The sequence below is a fragment of the Bradyrhizobium sp. WSM4873 genome, assembly GCF_055811355.1.
The window spans coordinates 1-15,968 of the sequence record NZ_JBVVPS010000048.1 but is presented as its reverse complement, the minus strand read 5'-3'; the positions used below and the strand labels follow the sequence as shown (position 1 = coordinate 15,968).

Below are 15,968 nucleotides of genomic sequence, written 5' to 3'. Positions count from 1 at the left end.
GGCAGGTGCGGCCTAGCCGTTCGCCGACCTGCTCAGCTGTGGCACCTGCGCCAAAGAGCGAGAGCACTTCCGCCTCTTCGTCCGGCAACCACGGACGCGTCGATGTGCGATCGTTCGTCATTCGCAGTGCCTGCAATGTCTAGATGCGCGGCGGCGCCGGCGAGCGGCTCGGTTCAGGCGCACGATTAACGCGCGTCATCCACGCTGCTAGACGAGCGTACCTTCGCCTGAGAGCCGGAACGAACCAAGCAGATGCGTCCTCGTGATCCATGCTGCGGAACAATATCCATGAACCATTTAGAAAAGATTGCCGGCCGTTCCGGATCCGTAACTGATCGTAAACGATGCGATGGCAACAAACGACCATGGAAATCGAACACCCGCTTGAGACGATACGTCAAGGTCGGCAGGAAAAGCGCAGGCCGCTTTTTAATCAGTATCACCGGCAAATGCTCGATGCTCTTCGTGACCGCCATTGGGTATCTTCTGCGAAGCTTCCCGATCACCCCGGAACAACGCTCGCTCTTTTGCGAAACGGATGGATGGAGCGACGCTCAACCGGCGAAGGTCTCGAATATCGTATGACCGCGGCCGGTCTGACAGAACTTAGCCGTCCCCGATAATCCGCAAACCGGTGGGAAACGACGGACGTGTCAAAGGCCATGGCAATGATCGTCGCCAGTTACGTGAAGGTGCGGGACCAACGCGCTCTGGTCGACTTGCTGGCGCATCGGCGCAAGGTGCTCGCCCAGCTGCAAGCCGCGTCGGGCATCAACCCAGAGAACGCGGCCAAAGCAATCCAAGAGGAATTGGCGGTGATCGAAGCTGGCCTCGAAGAACTTAGACCTCCGCCCGGTTCGCTGCCTGAGAACGAATGGAGCTAGCGATGCGCGTTAACAAGATCAATTGGGACAAAATCGACCGGGTGACGGAGCCGGGTCGATACAAGTGCTTTTTCGGGTATCTGACCGTCACTTCAGAGGACATTGAAGTGTGGACGCGCTATCCCGACGCGACATTCACCTTGATTGCCCGGTCGACGACTGAGCAATCGGTGGGCGAAGATTACCGTCTAGGCGCGTTCGACATCGGCAATCCCGATCAGTAGGACGGCCCGCGGTCGTCGCCTGCGGCACAGCCCGACGGGCGTTGTCGCGAAGAGATCCGCGCCGGCGCTATCTCGCGGGTCGTGAACAAAAGCGGTAGCGGTCAAGAACCCGAAGCGTTTGGCGAGGCTCGCGCAGTCACAGCTCACGATGCATCTCGAAGTTTCGCAGCTGTTGCTCGTCAGGAATTCCGACGCAAGCCCTGACGTTCCTCCGTGGCCATTCACCGGTAAGTACATTCCGGTGCGGCTTCTCGGTTCCCGAATTAACTTCCGGCGAGGAGATCAAGCTTAACTTGAAGATTTGATTGCAGCGGCGCATCGGAGCGTTAGCTTTGTGCACCGGACATTGCCCCCGTCCGGGTCCGCGTCGCGCCATCATATTCGGCGTTGCGGCTTCGTTTGCTCGGCCACGCGCGCGAGTGTGATTTTGAAGAGGCTGTCAAAACACGAAACGCTCGTCCTCGTCGAGATGCGTCGACAGATTATCGCTCTGCGAACCCGGCACTTTGACAACCCCGCGTCACGTACCTGTTGAACCGGCTGCTGATCAAGACTGCATATCTCACCGAAGCAGAGAGCGCCGCTCAGGCGAAGCGGCTGTCGGACGCATTCACTGAAACGATGGCAGATGTCGAGAAGATCATCACAAAGGGCGATCAGACCCCATCGAGTAAGGCTAACAAGTAGATCCGATTGCGTAAGGCGAGCGCTGCGCTGATGCTACCCGTCGCCGCGGAGGTGGCTATGTCTCGCGTAACCGCCGCCTTCGCGGGCAAGGGGCCGCCGCCGTCACAAGCGGCGGCCCCGCCCGTAAGCGGCCTAGTAAGCACGCCGCGCTACTCGGGCAGGGACGGTAAGTCTCGGGGAAAGCCGGTGGGCAAACGCGAGCACTGCGGCTTCGTCGGTTTCGAGCGCGATCTTCTGGGCGAGCATCACGTCGCCAGCTGCCAGAGCCCGTTCGGGAACGAAACACCACCCGATCTTAGGCTGTCTTTCTTCATCAAGCTCCAAAACATTGTTCATGGTGCCCTGATGAATTCGATATTGTCGGCCAGTGTGAGAGCCCGTGACTTCGAAATAACCGCGGCATCAAACTGCGCACGCTGATCCGGAGATAGCCAATCGCGCAAAAGACGCCGCGCACGCGCTTCCGGCCCATTTTGCTCCATGAAGCTCCAATACAGCGAACGCAGGGCGCGCAAACGCGCACTACTGCCGACGCGGTTGCGTCTGAACAAAAACCTTTGCTGTGCCGTACGGCCGACATCGCCGGCCGACGTCCGAGTAGCAGCGGTAAATCCACGACCCCGAGGGGGGCTGGCCAAGGCTGAGCGGTGTCGAGCGACTCACATCGGCGCGTTTGAGTGCACAGCTCTGAATTCCCGCGCAAATTCTCACTCAGCGTTGGAGGGAGCGCGATCCGTTTGCAGGCGCCATAGCATCAAACGAGGATGCCGCCGGAACGCGGCGAACTGTCCCTCGATTTTGCTGGAAACGTGAGTCCGATCGCGGGACCAGCAGGAACTCGAGATTGGCTAGAAAGGGAGCGAAGCGGCGATTGCCGATCTCTATTCCTCGCGCAGAGGTCGTTCATGGGGAGTCATGATCTTGTCTCGAGCAGTTTCCTGGGGCTGACCGCAGTGGGAGTTGCGCTACTCTGCTCGAGCCTGCTTGTGGTCGTCTTCACATGAAGTGAGCCGTCGCTCGCGTGGCCCCTGTCTGCTCATCTAGTTCATAGGCTGGACGGGACTGCCTCCCTGGATTGGAGGCTCGCATCAGCGATCGCCGCTTGAACTGTGTAACCATGTACGTCAGTAGATTGAACCTGGCGCAATCTGCGGCTATGGCGCCGGAGAACATGGCATGCAGGTTTTCACTAAGTTCGGAATAGAAAACCTGATCGAACTCGTCCGGATGTATGGGGAGGCCCGGAGCCGCCTAAGCGCTCGCCGCCAGAATAATCCAATGAGCCCGCGGCCTACGCTGGGATGCGTACGCCCCAGTCTCCCCCGAAGACATGCTCTCCGACGCCGGCCGATCCTCAACTCACATTGCGCCCCGTAAACGCGCACAAGGTTGGAAAATCGGATAGTTTATGTTGCGCAGGTTTAAGCTGGGATGTGTCATGAATGCTGCGATCGCAGGTCTTGGAGCCGGGCCGGTCGTGCGGCCTTTGAAAAAATCTATCCGCTTGCCCGCGGAGTCGACGACCTGACAGTAGCCGAGAAACTCTATGCGATCGCCGGGTTTCTCGGAATTGTTACGGCCTTTCTTCTGGTCATGTCTGTCCAGACCGTGCGACTGCAGAATTCCTATCGCAATATGCAAGCCTCTACCGCTGCGGCGGCCATCAATTCCGGACTGGTCAACGCATCCATCTATGCGATAGTGATGGACTCACGCGGCATCTACATGTCCACCGAACGAGCCAAGGTGAAAGAGTTCGCGGACGGAATCCTCAAGCGCAACCACGAGCTTGCGGAGGTGATGAACGGCTGGGAGCCTACGGTCCGTTCTGAAGAGTTCGAACAGTTCGCATCCCTCAAACGGCGGATTGCCCAATTCATCGATTTCCGCCAGGAGTTGGTGCGCCGGGCGGTGGAGATTAGCCCCGCAGCTGCCCGCGAGTTTGAGGACACCGAAGCCAGCAGCACGGTTCGCAGCAGGTTGAATGCGCATCTGGAAGCGTTGCAGCGCGGCTACAACGAACGCACTCGCGAAGCAGATGGGCTCGCCGAACAGAATCGCTGTGCGGCAGGGTACCTGTTCATGCTGGGTTTGGCTGCGCTGGTACTTGCCGCGCTCAATGTTCTCGTGATCCGGGATTCATGCTAGCGCGTCTCTCAGACATTGGCCAGGCGACCGATCGTATCAGAACCGGGGACATCGGAAGCGAGGTGCCACATCTGCGAGGGCACGACGAAATCGGCCACCTGGCGCGCGCCGTGCAGAACTTCCGCGCTGCTGTCGCTAAAGTTTTTGAACTCGAACAGCTTGAATTGGACCTCAGCAAGCAGCGCGACGCCGCGATGGCCGAGCGCGACGCGTTCAACGAGAAGTACCAGGCCAAAAAGTGGCAGCTCTCCGCCGCTATCAACAGCATGCCGCAAGGCCTCATCATGCTCGACGGCAAGGCACGTGTGATTGCAATGAACAGCAACTACCGCCGGATGTATAATCTGCCCGAGACCATCGAGCCAGGGTCCTCGCTCGAGGAGATCCAGGAGCACGGGCTGTTCAGCGGCGACATCAAAAAGTACGTTTCGGCCATTCTCGTTCGCATCGGAAAGAAGGAGCCAGCAGCTTACGAGGTAAGGCTCAACGACGGCCGGATCGTCAGGATTCATGAACGGCCTATGGATGGAGGCGGCTGGGTCTCCGTCCAGGAGGACGTCACGGAACAGGGGCAGAAAGAGCGTATTCTCGGGCGTACCGAACGGCTGCTCGCCACGGTCGTCGAGAACGTGCGCGAAGGTATCATCGCCAAGGACGCGCGCAGTCAGCGCTATCTGTTCATCAACTAGGCGGCCGAACAGCAGATCGGCATGTCGCGTAGCGACCTCGTCGGCAAGAGCGCGCGAGGATTGTTTTCCCCGGAAACGGCCGAGCTGATCGAAAAGCGCGACCAGCAGCTACTTGCACAAAGCCAGCAGCTCGAGCCTATTGTCGATACGATCTGCAATCCAGTTCGTGGCCGCCGGGTGATCTCGTGGAGGCGTTTGCAGATTGGCGCCCCCGGGGAGGACTCGCACATGTTCGTGAGTATGGTCGAAGACCTCTCCGACCAGGTTGGGACCGCCGACTAGCAGCCCGCCTTACGTCACCCCGCGCGCAGGCGAATGCGGGCACTGTCGCTCACTTCTGTGCCAAATGGTTGGCTTCCGCCCGAGGAAGAGCTCTCCACCAGTGCTGTGCCTAGCTTGTCAGGTGTGTCGCTCTCGCAACGTCACAATTGTTGCATTGGCCTTCGAATCGTTTTTGACTTCACAGGGCGGCGAGTCCGGCGTTTGATTATGGCGGACCCCGGGGTAAGGTCTTTTATCTCGAAGATAGTTTGAGGCGGGTCCAAGAGGCCGCTGTCCAGCGCCAGCGGTCTCTTCGTTAGCTTCATCGGGAAAGTTCGTCCGATGCCGACGCAAGTATGGGCTCTCGCCACGTCAATCGGCTGGACAGTCGCCGTCGCCGTGATCCTGCTCTATTTGATCTTCGGACCTGGCTAATCCGGCGCCCAAAAGGGTGCGAACCTAAAGGTCATTGATTTGGGGCCCTGCCAAACAGCGAATTAGAAAAGCCCGCAGAGGAGAATCGCTGTCTGCCGGAGCCATGTCGTAAGGTGATGCTACCCGCAGCGACTACGCGGCTGCCATGGATCGCGAGGACCCACTGACATCGTCGACGTCGACAACGACATGTCTATCATGCTGCTGGCGGCCGTCCCCGGAAACTATGCCTGACCGAGCACTCGACGGCATTGCCCGGCTCTTGCGATCAGGTGCTCGGCCAGACGCCCGATGATGGCATCGTCCAATCCGTCTTTCCGCGCTTGCTTCCGTACGGCGGCTACAATATCCGGAAGCTGCTCGGCCATGGCAATCAGTCCGGCGATCACCTTGTCAGAATCGAGGCGCGTTTCGCGCGCGAACTTCTGCCAATCGCGCAAACTAATCTGGCCGAGCTTGTAATCACCGCCGATTTTCATCGCGAGCTTGATCTTCTGCAGATTGACGTCATCGTAGGGAAGAATGCTGGCGACGTCGTAGAGCGGGGCGAGCCGCACGTGAGGGCCTCCGGCCAGCAGCAGCGAATAATTTTTGGCATGAGCATCCGTACCCGCAATCAGCCAATTGAAGCCTAGAGCGTCGACAAAGGTGTCAACGTCGGCGACGCGATCCGTGGAGTAGGTGCGCAAAAGCTCGATCACATCGGCAGGGCTTGGTCCGCCATCGTTTTGATACTTCATGGTCGGCAGGATGCCGAGCGCCTGGCAGATATCTTCCTGGTGGACACGGACGATCTCGTTTCCAGTGAACTGCCGGTCGTAGCGCTCGATGACGATGGCGATTTCCTTTCCGAAATGCATCACCTGGGTGTCGGCGACGGGCAGACCGAGATTGCGCGCAAGTATGAGGCAGATATGTTCGTTTTCCGCGTGACCATCGAAATGGCCGGTCGGTGGTTTGAGGATATGCGTCGTCGGAATCCGCCCAGAGGGAATTCCCCATTTCCCCTTCTGCAGAAGCAAGGCGGTTTTAGGTTGGGCGCCCGCGAGGCTGAATTGTCCGGTATCGCGCGGCAACCGCCATGCGGCGTGATCGTCGCGTAAGGTTTGCAGGCGTTTGGCGATCGCCGCCTCGTCAAGCCATTCGACCATGTCATCAGCACCCCTTCGCAAGGCCTCCAGCCGATCGGGCGTGACGAACTGAACGGCACCCGCGCAGTCCTCGCCGACATAGGAAATAAGGGCAAACACGTTGCGCGCGGACACCTGAAATCTCCGGGCCCATCGTTCGAGCACGTGTTCGTTGTCGGGCAGAAGTCCCCAGAGGAAAGCCTGCACGGCGGAAGGACCGTGCTCTTCGGCCGCGAGCGGCATGGACAGCGACAGCGGATAGGCTCCTTCGGCCTGGCGCCAGTCCTTGTCATAGACAAGGGTGAGCCGGCCGCGGGCGTCATTGCGCACGCGGCCGATTTCCCGACCATCCAGCAGAGCAACAAGTTCGCTCGTCATGCCTTTTTCTTCCTGGCCTTGGCCACGATGGCGTTGATATCGACGGCTGGCCTGCTGGCCCCGCGGGCGGGCGCTTGTTCGGTGCCCGCATCCAGGCGAATGTCCAAGGCATCAAGGGCGCGAAGGATCAGCCCGAGCTCAGCGCGCGCGTGACCGTGCTCAACCTCGATCACCCATTGGCGGCTGACGCCAATGCGTTTGGCAAAAGTCGATTGATCGAGTTTGAGCTTCTTGCGCCGGTCGCGAAGGACGGCGCCGAGTTCGGCCGGTGTGCGTATGAGCATGGGATTTCCAAATGTCAGCCTTCGCTTACTTTAACATATGTCTGCGTTCGTTGACAATTCTATAATGTCAGCGCTCGATGACATTCTCGCATGTCGTCGATCGCTGACACAACGCGCAGGCGCAATTTACCAGCCAATAGAGCTGGATCGCATCGATATGGCCCCCAGCGCCGGCATCGGCTCCGGCTTCTTCACCGATTACGCACCTGGGTCGTGATCGGCCATTATGGGGGACAATTGTCTTCATCTATCAGGCGGTCACCCTCGAGGCGCGACTTTCCGACGGATGACAGGGGCAAGGTAATCAGGGGGCGACACCCACCATCCGATCCTGGACGACGGCGTCGTGATCTACGTCGGCGAGACGATCCTGGGCCGAATCACGATCGGCCGCGGACCGACCATCGGCGGCAATGTCTGGCTGATCCGTGACGTGCCGCCGACCAGCATGGTGAGGCAGGTCACCGCGCGGAACGTTCCGAGCAGCGCCTGATCCCATATCTCATGCCGTCACTGGCGCTTTCCACCGCATGAAGCGGCGCTCGAGTGCCTGCAGAATGGCATTGAACGCCAGACCGATGACGGTGATGCTGAGAATGCCGAAATACATCTGCGGAATCAGGAAGCTGTACTGGCTATTGATGATGAGATAGCCGAGGCCGGCCTTGGCGCCGACCATTTCGGCCGCCACGAGCACCAGCATGGCCGACGCGCTGGCGAGGCGTATCCCGACAAAGATGGTGGGAAGTGCTGCTGGCAGGATCACCTTGCTGCGGGGTTGCCCCCATGGTGCGCGCCGACTTGATCAGCAGCGGATCGACCTGCTTCACCGCGGCAACGGTGTTGAGCAGGAGTGGCCACGCGCAGCTATAGATTACCATCGTGATCTTCGACAGCTCGCCGATTCCGAGCAATAAGATGAAGACCGGCAGCATCGCAAGCGGCGCCGTGTTGCGGCAGATCTCGATGAACTGGTTCACGAGATTGCCAAGTCGCGCATACCAACCGACGGCCACGCCGAGCGGAACGATCAAGGCGACCGAAATCAGAAATTCGCTCAAGGCGCGCAGCAAGCTGGCGGAGACGTCAACGTAGAGCTCGCCGGTTTGCACAAGCTGCCAGCCCGCAGCGATGACCTCCGAGAAGGGTGGCAGGAACACGGGATCGATCAGCCCGAGCCTCGGAACCGCCTCCCACGCCGCCAACAGGGCAATCAACAGCAATGAGCGGTGCCCGAAGGCAGTCAGCCCGCGAGCCGCGGCGCGGATCCGGTCCAGCACCGGCGGGCGGGCTTTCCACGCGGGTGAGCGGCTCTCGGCGCCCGTGCGCAACCTCCAGCAATGTCAGGATCTCGAGGCTAGACATGGGTGACCTCCTCCACTTTTCGGTCGGCGCGCGCAACAGGGCCGGCGGCCAATTGTCCTTGCTGCGCTTTCAGCACTTCCTCGCGTAACAGGCTCCAGACCTCGTGGCGCACGCGGCCGAACTCAGGCAGCGAGCGCACGTCGTCGGCCTCGGTGCGCAGCACGTCCGGAATCTCGATGATCTGCTTGATCCGGCCCGGGCGTGACGTCATGACCGCCACCCGCTGGCCCAGCACGATGGCCTCATCGATACCGTGGGTGATGAAGACGATTGTCTTGCCGGTGGCGCGCCAGATCCGCAGCAGCTCGCCCTGCAGCGTCTCGCGCGTCTGGGCGTCGAGCGCGGCGAACGGCTCGTCCATCAGCAGCACCTCGGGATCGTAGGCGAGGCTTCGCGCGATCGCGACACGCTGCTTCATGCCGCCGGAGAGTTCATGCGGATAGCGGTCGGCAAAGCCGGACAACCCGACCAGGTCGAGGAAATGCCGCGCGACGTCGAGCCGCTGCTTGGCCTTGAGCCCGGCGATATCAAGGCCGAACTCGACATTCTGTTCGGCGGTGCGCCAAGGAAACAGCGCATACTGCTGGAACACGATGCCGCGGTCGCGACCGGGTCCTGCAATCGGCCGCCCATCGAGCAGAATACGGCCGCTGGTCGGCAGCGTGAGCCCGCCCAGCAGATCGAGCAAGGTGGATTTCCCGCAGCCGCTTGGGCCAACTAGGGCGAGGAATTCGCCGGAGATCCAGCGTGATGTCCTCCAGAGCGGTGAAGTGACGGCCTGGTCCGCCGCCCTCGCCGCGCACGACGAATTCCTTGCGGACATGCTCGAAACGGATCTTCACAGTGGTCATCGGGCCTCCACCGTCCTTCCAGGACGGAAATAGTTGAACGCATTGGTGTAGGTGTCGGAAGCCTTGACCTGGCCCGGCTTGAACAGGCCGTCCTTCACCAGCCACTCGATCCACATCTGGATCTCGCTATCCGAGATCAGGCCGCCCTTGGTCACAACGCCGGTGCTCTTCCAGTATTTGATCGAGGAGGCATCCTCGTTGCGCTTGCGCTCGGCGATGATCTTGTCGAACCGGGTCCGGACCTCTTCCGGCGGTGTGGTCTGGGCCCATTCGATGGCCCGCGAAATCCCCTCCACCAGCTTGCGCGAGGCATTGGGATTATCCTTGATGAATTTGTCTCGCAGCACGTAGGCACCGCCGGTGAACTGGCCGAACAGATCGGTGTCATTGAAAAGCGAGCGGATGCCTCCACGCTCGAGGGCTTTGTCGCGCAAGACGCCGCTTAGCGCACTCACCTCGACCTGGCCCTGGCGCAACGCTTGCTCGCTGCTCACCGGTGGGATCGCCACCAGGGTGACCTGCTTGGCCTCGCTCGCGCTGATGCCGGACCTAGCCAGGTACTCGCGCAATACGAATTCCAAATGTGCGCCCAGCGTGTTGACCGCCACCTTCTTGCCAATCAGGTCGCGCGCGGTCTTGATCGGGCTGTCGTCCTTCACGAAGGAGCCATAATAGGTATTGGCATCGGAGCCGTAATAGCCGACCACCGCCTTGACCGGGGCCTTCGCCGCGATCAGCTTGAGGATCGCCCCATAGAACGCGCCGCCGATGTCGATATCGCCGGTGACGACGGTCTGGATGTCCTGCGGCCCGCTGATGGTATTGCCGACCCATTTGAGCTTGAGCGGCGCGAGATAACCAAGGTCCTCGGCCAGCTCGATAAACGTCACCTGCCCGGCCGATCCCTGGTACCGGATCTCGGTCTTCTCGAGCGGCGGCTCGGCGAATGCCGGGGCCGTGAGGCCGAGCGCCACGGCGCCGGCCAACAAAACCCGCAACGTCATGCGGGTGGCACGTCCCAACCGGGCGCGCCTTGCGCGAAGCAATCGAAGTATAGCGTTCATCATTGCGAACTCTCCTGAGCGAATCCGGATCAAGCGGCTTTGGCGGTCTGGGGCTTGGATGTCTTGACGCGCATCACGCTGCGGCGACCATCGACGCTGAGCGGTACATCGCCATCGATGGTGACGCGGCGCACAACGCGGTGCTGGTCGCCATAGTCGTTGACCGCGTAATGTTGCGTGGCGCGATTGTCCCAGATCGCAACGTCGCCGGCCTCCCAGTTCCAGCGTACGGTGTTTTCCGGCGCCGTGATATGCGACTGGAACAGGTCGAACAGCTTCTGACCGTCGTATTTGGGCAGGCCGATGAAGCGCTGCACGAAATTTCCGAGCACGAGCGTGCGTTCGCCGGTCTCGGGATGGACGCGCACCACCGGATGCTCGGTCTCAAAGATCGTTCCGGTGAACACCTCGTCGAAGTGCTTCTTGTCCGCCTCGGTTGCCCGGGTCTTCACGGCGTAATCGTAAGCATTGCTGTGCACGGCCCACAGCTCGTCGGCAAGCTTGCGCAGCGGCGCCGGCAGGTCGAGATAAGCTGCCGCCGTGTTCGACCAGACGGTGTTTCCCGCTGGGCGCCACGATGATCGGCGATAAAATCGCCGAGGCGTTCGAGAGCGACGAGACGAGCTTCGGCTCGATCGGCCATGGCTACACGTATTCCGGCCATCCCGTCGGTTGCGCGGCCGCCATCGCCGCGCTTGCCGAAACAAAGCGGCTTAAGCTCGACACCAGGGCCGAGGCCTCCGGCGCCATCCTCAACGAGGCGCTCGCGGCTCTCAAGCAAAAGCGCGAGATCGTTGGCGACGTGCGTGGCAAGGGCTTGATGGCGGCGCTTGAGCTGGTCGCCGACCGCGGCAGCAAGAAGGCGCTCGACAAGAAGCGCGTCGGAAAGATCGCCGATTCCATCTACGATGCCGGCGTGATGGTGCGCGTCTCCGGCAGCAATATTATCCTCTCTCCGCCGTTGATTATTACGGCCGAGGACGCCAGGACGATCGCTCACGCGATCGACCACGGCCTTGCGACTGGTTGATGAAGGCAGGCGTGGCCGCTAATTCGGCCGCGCCATCAGCGCCACCACCGCGGAGCGCGTCTCCACGCCGAGCTTTTGAAAGATGTGGATGAGGTGCGTCTTCACGGTCGCCTGGCCGATCTTAAGGCACTCGCCGATCTCGCGATTGGTGCGGCCGCAGCACAACAGCCGCACCACATCCATCTCGCGGCTGGTCAGCGCGTAGCGCTGCCCGTCCTCGGACGCGGCGGCGCGGCCGACCAGGTTGAACTGGAGGTACTGGTGCATCTTCTCGGCGATGGTCACGGCGCCCTCCGGGATCCTGGCCTCCCTGTCCCATACGACGCTGATCCCGGCGACAATCTGGTCGTCGCACCGAAAGAAGAAATCGAGCATGTCGACGATGCCGCATCGGCGGATGAACGAGCGGTAGAGTGCTGTCTCGCCTGCTTGCTGGCCGGCCATCGTCTTACTCAGGCGCGCCACCGCAAGGTGACCCGCATGACTCGGATGCTGCGGGTCGAAGGCACTCATGCCGTCGAGATACTGTAGATGAAACGGCTCCGGAATGCGCGACAGGAGAAAGCGCCGGAGGTTGTAGCCCTCGTCGACTTCGTAAAACGCCGTCGCCGAGCCCTCCAGCATGGAATGGGCAAAATGCACGGCTTCGTTCGTTGCGGTGTCCGAGCGGCCCATGAGCATCAGCATGGCCAACCCTCCTCGATTCCACTCCATTCGGGACATCTGGTAGTCCCTCGCGCAGGCGACGCCGGGAGAGGCACTGCTCTTACTTAGGCAATTTCCGGGCCACAGATTTCAGTTGCCGCCGAGCCGAGGTCCGAGCCGGTCTGCTCCTCCAGCGATTGGCCGATTGACTGGACAGCGGCACCGGCACGTTCGCCGCATCCGGTTCGATCCTCGCACCAATTGCCGGCCTCGACGACCGATTGATTGCCGGACGCACAAGCCGCATCACATCGTGACGCCCTGCATTGAGACAAAACAAAATGAATTCGCATTGCGCGACGTTGCACAATGCGGGCAGCATCGATCTACTCGATCTTCAATTCGCACGCCACCTAGCGGGACCATTCCGACCGGTCCGATGGACATGCTCATCAGAGCGGAGAGCGCGACCATGGAACCTCGTTGACGTTCGACGAGCGCCTGCTCGCCTGCAGTGCCCGGGGCGGGATTGCTCGGATTCGCATCAGATGTGTCGCCCATTCCATGCCAGTTCGGGCAGCCCGATCGGCAACCAAGCCGGCGGCCGTGACGATCCGCGGCAACCGATCGGAGCCCCAGCCTTGGAGCCGCCTCCCACAGGAGCAATAAGGCGATGACCAACCGGGAGCGTCGTCCGAGGCTAGCCAATTGCGAGTTTTCGGAACGAAGCGGGCTCAGGAATGGCGCCGCTCCCCGGCGGCGGCGCGGCAGCTCCTGTTGCTTATCCGGGAATTGCCGTGCCGCTCGCGCAATATGGTGCGCTCCGCATTTCAAACACACGTACGGCTCAGCCCTTGTCCTATTCCGACATTTTGTTCTCAAGCGTACATTTATGGCGCGACAACCAGGATGAGAACGCGTCTCTCGCCTGATCGTCGCCGTCCAGACATCAGCGGCACGACGATGTTACGGAAGATGATGCCGATCGAGTGCTCGGGGCCTTCTGAAGGCTAAGCAGACAGCCGGACCGTGTGGCGAGCTCACGGTAGGGCGCTTGTGATCAGCGTCCCGGGGGCCGCGGACTTGTGCGCTCGATTGTATGGTTGGAACAGCCCGTAAACTGCGCTCTTCTGTCGCGTGAGGCACGATGATTCACGTCAAGGAGTTTGCAGCACTTCAATTTCAGCCGCCGTGCGGCCGCATGTCTAGACCCCGCTCGAAATTAATCCGGCCAACGCTTGGCATGGACGTTGCTATTGAGGGCTACGACACCAAGCGAGTGGGCGCGGCCAGATGAGCGATATCTTCCTTGGGCCATATCCGAGAGGTACAACACCGCGCCCGAGCGGATCAACCTTCTCAGCCCGATCATCGAGCTTAACGTTGAACGGCTTGCCGGTTTCGCACGCGTCTGGCCCCACCGTGTTGCTGCCCTGGACTACTGCCGCCGCGCGCTAAGCACTCATGGAGGTTGAAGTGATCACCCAACTCGGCGCATCCGTACGCAGCCAAACAACAGACGTCGATGCAATGTTGGCCGAACTGCGTTTGAACAATGATCCGCACGATGTCGAAGTCGGCGGCATGTCTTTGCACATCCTGCCCGGGGTTTTGTCACCGCGCCTAAGTCACGCACCGGACGCACTGATCTCGAAATGGCACATCGAGCCCGGCGCGGCGGTACTCGATCTTGGGTGCGGATCCGGTGTGCTGGGCCTTGCAGCACTCCGTGCCGGGGCAAGACGTCTAGTCGCTCTCGACATAAATCCGCAGGCGGTTCTCTCGACGAAGATAAACATCGAGCGATTAGGCTATGGGGATCGAGCAGAAGCCCTCGAGAGTGACACCTATGCTGCGCTACAACCTGGAGCACAATTTGATACCATTATCTTTGCCGCCCCCTATTGGAACCGCAAGGCCAATGACGATCTGGAGCGTTCGTGTTTCGATGAAGATCACAAGGTCATGGCCGCCGCGGTCGGAGGGGCGCACGTCTGGTTAAGTCCGAAGGGCGCGATGTATGTGATTTTCTCCGATCAAGGAGACGTTGGGCATGTCATGAACCTGATCGAGGAGAGCAAACTGCGCGTCAGAGACATGCATATTTTCCGACCGACCATTCCAGGCGGGCACGTCCGCATCGTTTGGAAGCTATCCGCACGATGAAAATCTATTGGCCAAGAAGCGCGCGGGACCCATCACGTCAGCGCTTGCCGGTGCAGTAGATCAGGCCAATTTGCATGTTCCCGACCGAGCTGAAATCGCTTGGCCGCGTGCAGCGAGTGCGCATCTCGATCGCGACCGTCGAGAGACATCGCAGCTCCGGTGCCGTGATCCAGACAATAGCCTCCCAGAACACACCGGTTGGCTTTACCGCGGAGTGCTAGGTGAGCATTAATCCCGCCCGGGCTCGAGCGGTTCGGCCGGACGCGTCTTGGGGAACGGGCACAATTCCTCGCCCTGACAGTGAGATCTGACGCTGTGGGCGAGATAGCGTTGCGGGCTCGATGCGCTACGCTACGACGATCGCGAACTTGTAAAACGAACTCGGCGGCAGGGGTGGACCATCGCCACGCAAGTTGAGTGTAGTTTCACGAGCGATCTCTCTGCGGTGATCAGCCGGCTAGCACTTTAAGAGTTGAAGTCATGCCTCGACATCAACGCTTCAGGGGTTGGCGGCGCTCTTTCCCCTCAGCTTTATGACGGCGCCTCGCCTGTATTCGACAAACGAGCCGCATTTTCCTGCAGTTCTTATGCCTCAATCCAGCAAGTGAGATCGTTTCATCGTCCGCGCAAAGCTAATGGCGTCGACGCAGTCATATACTTAAACTTGTCCCGGGGATTGATGATCAGGCGCTTTCTTACTGCATGGCGAAAACTGGTCTCAGACATGGTCCACCTTGCGGAGTAGCGGCCGAAGGAGATTCAGCTAAACACCAGGCAGTGCCATTGTGCAGGGCGCCTGCCGTGCGGTGGCCACTGGACGGCTGCCCGAGTCCTGCATGATTTGGCGAAGATGCTTCGCTTTCCGCGAAATCAAACCGCAATTATTCGGGACTACCGACGGCCAACTATGATTCGACACATCGTATTCTTCACCGCAAAAGATAAGGCATATATCGACAAAAGTCGAAGCCCTCTCCGTTCTCGCCAAAATCCCGTACGCACGCCGGCTTGAAGTCGCTCGCAACTGCAAGAGTGACCGGCTAAACGAAATTGACGTGATCGTCTACGGTGAGTTCGACAACGAAGGCCAGCTCGAACCCTATAAAGCGCACGAGGTTTACCAGCAATCGATCCGGCAGGTAAGCCGCTGCGAGAGCTACGTCTCGCGGGCGACTGCAGCATGTCTGCAGATGCGGAGCCAGTATGTTCGGCAGGCCCTCGCTACGGGCGTGGTTAGCTGACAGGCATATAGGGGTTTTTTGGTGATATAACGCTCGCCTTCGCCGGGCCGACTTACGATCATCCATATATCGCTGAGCGACAGAGTCATGCAGTAGTGGAACTGCAGTGGATTGAGCCCGTCACAGCCGTGCGAGGCGGAGATGTCCCGATCGCTGTTGAACTGCGTCGGGCCGACGTTGCCGGGATGAATGTTACGCGGCCCTCGTGACGTGGGCAACGGGCTTGATCGTCATGCGATCGTGGTGAGCCTGAAGGGCCGCACGCAGAAACGACAATTGCTTGTGCGCCTTCAACCGTCGGAAGCCCTTGTTGGCCTCGATCATGCCGGCCGCGACCCATCGCAAGGCCATGCCGGCATCGCGCCAGCGTTTGACGTTGCGTGTGACGCGGCGAATGGTGCCCATCATATTCTCGGCGATGTTGGTACAGGCGAGCGATCGACGAAGCTCCTTCGGCAGCTTCAACCGGACGACAGTCAGGATTTC

At 60.3% G+C, this 15,968-nt stretch carries 14 protein-coding genes and 5 pseudogenes; 10 read left to right on the top strand and 9 right to left on the bottom strand.

The window, feature by feature from the left end:
- Positions 1 to 288: 288 nt before the first annotated feature.
- The 3 genes from AC0L21_RS35040 (at position 289) to AC0L21_RS35030 (ending at position 1,108) form a co-directional block, all read left to right on the top strand.
- A complete protein-coding gene (locus AC0L21_RS35040; RefSeq protein WP_473266313.1) occupies positions 289 to 585 on the top strand; it encodes a hypothetical protein in 297 nt (98 codons plus the stop codon).
- 77 nt (positions 586 to 662) lie between these two features.
- Positions 663 to 884, top strand: a complete 222-nt coding sequence (locus AC0L21_RS35035; RefSeq protein WP_473266311.1) for a hypothetical protein — start codon at positions 663 to 665, stop codon at positions 882 to 884.
- 2 nt (positions 885 to 886) lie between these two features.
- Positions 887 to 1,108 (top strand): hypothetical protein, encoded by a 222-nt coding sequence (locus AC0L21_RS35030; RefSeq protein WP_473266309.1) that lies wholly within the window; start codon positions 887 to 889, stop codon positions 1,106 to 1,108.
- A gap of 819 nt (positions 1,109 to 1,927) precedes the next feature.
- Here AC0L21_RS35030 and AC0L21_RS35025 read toward each other — a convergent pair.
- A pseudogene (locus AC0L21_RS35025) lies at positions 1,928 to 2,277 on the bottom strand (hypothetical protein).
- A gap of 949 nt (positions 2,278 to 3,226) precedes the next feature.
- On the opposite strand from AC0L21_RS35025, the gene AC0L21_RS35020 reads away from it, so the two are divergent.
- Genes AC0L21_RS35020 through AC0L21_RS35010 form a run of 3 tightly spaced genes read left to right on the top strand, consistent with a single transcriptional unit; the run spans position 3,227 to position 4,914 of the window.
- Positions 3,227 to 3,943 (top strand): hypothetical protein, encoded by a 717-nt coding sequence (locus AC0L21_RS35020; protein ID WP_473266307.1) that lies wholly within the window; start codon positions 3,227 to 3,229, stop codon positions 3,941 to 3,943.
- Positions 3,937 to 4,632: a PAS domain-containing protein gene (locus AC0L21_RS35015; protein ID WP_473266306.1), complete on the top strand. Its 696-nt coding sequence runs from the start codon at positions 3,937 to 3,939 to the stop codon at positions 4,630 to 4,632. The genes AC0L21_RS35020 and AC0L21_RS35015 overlap by 7 nt, the downstream gene beginning before the upstream one ends.
- A 21-nt stretch (positions 4,633 to 4,653) precedes the next feature.
- Entirely contained in the window at positions 4,654 to 4,914 is a 261-nt protein-coding gene (locus tag AC0L21_RS35010; RefSeq protein WP_473266305.1) for a hypothetical protein, read from the top strand.
- A gap of 638 nt (positions 4,915 to 5,552) precedes the next feature.
- On the opposite strand, the gene AC0L21_RS35005 is transcribed toward AC0L21_RS35010, so the two are convergent.
- Together AC0L21_RS35005 and AC0L21_RS35000 are read right to left on the bottom strand one after the other, a co-directional pair.
- The gene (locus AC0L21_RS35005) at positions 5,553 to 6,836 is read right to left on the bottom strand and encodes a type II toxin-antitoxin system HipA family toxin (protein ID WP_473266303.1); all 1,284 of its coding nucleotides are present in this window, start codon (positions 6,834 to 6,836) and stop codon (positions 5,553 to 5,555) included.
- Positions 6,833 to 7,120: a helix-turn-helix domain-containing protein gene (locus AC0L21_RS35000; protein WP_473266301.1), complete on the bottom strand. Its 288-nt coding sequence runs from the start codon at positions 7,118 to 7,120 to the stop codon at positions 6,833 to 6,835. Before AC0L21_RS35000 ends, AC0L21_RS35005 begins: the two co-directional genes overlap by 4 nt.
- A gap of 346 nt (positions 7,121 to 7,466) precedes the next feature.
- On the opposite strand from AC0L21_RS35000, the gene AC0L21_RS34995 reads away from it, so the two are divergent.
- On the top strand, positions 7,467 to 7,613 hold the full coding sequence (locus AC0L21_RS34995) for a hypothetical protein (protein WP_473266299.1): 147 nt from the start codon (positions 7,467 to 7,469) through the stop codon (positions 7,611 to 7,613).
- A 9-nt stretch (positions 7,614 to 7,622) separates the two neighbouring features.
- Here AC0L21_RS34995 and AC0L21_RS34990 read toward each other — a convergent pair.
- The 4 genes and pseudogenes from AC0L21_RS34990 to AC0L21_RS34975 form a co-directional block, all read right to left on the bottom strand.
- Positions 7,623 to 8,100: pseudogene (locus tag AC0L21_RS34990) on the bottom strand (ABC transporter permease).
- A 377-nt stretch (positions 8,101 to 8,477) separates the two neighbouring features.
- Positions 8,478 to 9,336 (bottom strand): annotated as a pseudogene (locus tag AC0L21_RS34985) (ABC transporter ATP-binding protein).
- Positions 9,333 to 10,403, bottom strand: a complete 1,071-nt coding sequence (locus AC0L21_RS34980; protein ID WP_473266297.1) for an ABC transporter substrate-binding protein — start codon at positions 10,401 to 10,403, stop codon at positions 9,333 to 9,335. Before AC0L21_RS34980 ends, AC0L21_RS34985 begins: the two are co-directional and overlap by 4 nt.
- A gap of 26 nt (positions 10,404 to 10,429) precedes the next feature.
- A pseudogene (locus tag AC0L21_RS34975) lies at positions 10,430 to 10,963 on the bottom strand (TauD/TfdA dioxygenase family protein); the annotation flags it as partial.
- Positions 10,964 to 10,977: 14 nt separating this feature from the next.
- Between AC0L21_RS34975 and AC0L21_RS34970 the strand changes: the two are divergent.
- On the top strand, positions 10,978 to 11,430 hold the full coding sequence (locus AC0L21_RS34970; RefSeq protein ID WP_473266295.1) for an aminotransferase class III-fold pyridoxal phosphate-dependent enzyme: 453 nt from the start codon (positions 10,978 to 10,980) through the stop codon (positions 11,428 to 11,430).
- Positions 11,431 to 11,448: 18 nt separating this feature from the next.
- Here the strand turns inward: AC0L21_RS34970 and AC0L21_RS34965 are convergent, their stop codons facing one another.
- Positions 11,449 to 12,117, bottom strand: coding sequence for a helix-turn-helix transcriptional regulator (locus AC0L21_RS34965; protein WP_259219221.1), 669 nt, complete (start codon positions 12,115 to 12,117; stop codon positions 11,449 to 11,451).
- A 1,434-nt stretch (positions 12,118 to 13,551) separates the two neighbouring features.
- Between AC0L21_RS34965 and AC0L21_RS34960 the strand changes: the two genes are divergently transcribed.
- The gene (locus tag AC0L21_RS34960; RefSeq protein ID WP_259219220.1) at positions 13,552 to 14,241 is read left to right on the top strand and encodes a methyltransferase; all 690 of its coding nucleotides are present in this window, start codon (positions 13,552 to 13,554) and stop codon (positions 14,239 to 14,241) included.
- Between the two features lie 941 nt (positions 14,242 to 15,182).
- Positions 15,183 to 15,482 carry a Dabb family protein gene (locus tag AC0L21_RS34955; RefSeq protein WP_310473296.1) on the top strand — a complete coding sequence of 100 codons (300 nt, stop codon included), beginning with the start codon at positions 15,183 to 15,185 and terminating at the stop codon, positions 15,480 to 15,482.
- Between the two features lie 192 nt (positions 15,483 to 15,674).
- Here AC0L21_RS34955 and AC0L21_RS34950 read toward each other — a convergent pair.
- A pseudogene (locus AC0L21_RS34950) lies at positions 15,675 to 15,968 on the bottom strand (IS256 family transposase); the annotation flags it as partial.

Coding starts and splice junctions, on each gene's coding strand:
- AC0L21_RS35040 (WP_473266313.1), top strand. CDS start 289: ATGAACCATTTAGAAAAGATTGCCGGCCGTTCCGGATCCGTAACTGAT.
- AC0L21_RS35035 (WP_473266311.1), top strand. CDS start 663: ATGGCAATGATCGTCGCCAGTTACGTGAAGGTGCGGGACCAACGCGCT.
- AC0L21_RS35030 (WP_473266309.1), top strand. CDS start 887: ATGCGCGTTAACAAGATCAATTGGGACAAAATCGACCGGGTGACGGAG.
- AC0L21_RS35020 (WP_473266307.1), top strand. CDS start 3,227: ATGTGTCATGAATGCTGCGATCGCAGGTCTTGGAGCCGGGCCGGTCGT.
- AC0L21_RS35015 (WP_473266306.1), top strand. CDS start 3,937: ATGCTAGCGCGTCTCTCAGACATTGGCCAGGCGACCGATCGTATCAGA.
- AC0L21_RS35010 (WP_473266305.1), top strand. CDS start 4,654: ATGTCGCGTAGCGACCTCGTCGGCAAGAGCGCGCGAGGATTGTTTTCC.
- AC0L21_RS35005 (WP_473266303.1), bottom strand. CDS start 6,836: ATGACGAGCGAACTTGTTGCTCTGCTGGATGGTCGGGAAATCGGCCGC.
- AC0L21_RS35000 (WP_473266301.1), bottom strand. CDS start 7,120: ATGCTCATACGCACACCGGCCGAACTCGGCGCCGTCCTTCGCGACCGG.
- AC0L21_RS34980 (WP_473266297.1), bottom strand. CDS start 10,403: ATGATGAACGCTATACTTCGATTGCTTCGCGCAAGGCGCGCCCGGTTG.
- AC0L21_RS34970 (WP_473266295.1), top strand. CDS start 10,978: ATGATCGGCGATAAAATCGCCGAGGCGTTCGAGAGCGACGAGACGAGC.
- AC0L21_RS34965 (WP_259219221.1), bottom strand. CDS start 12,117: ATGCTGATGCTCATGGGCCGCTCGGACACCGCAACGAACGAAGCCGTG.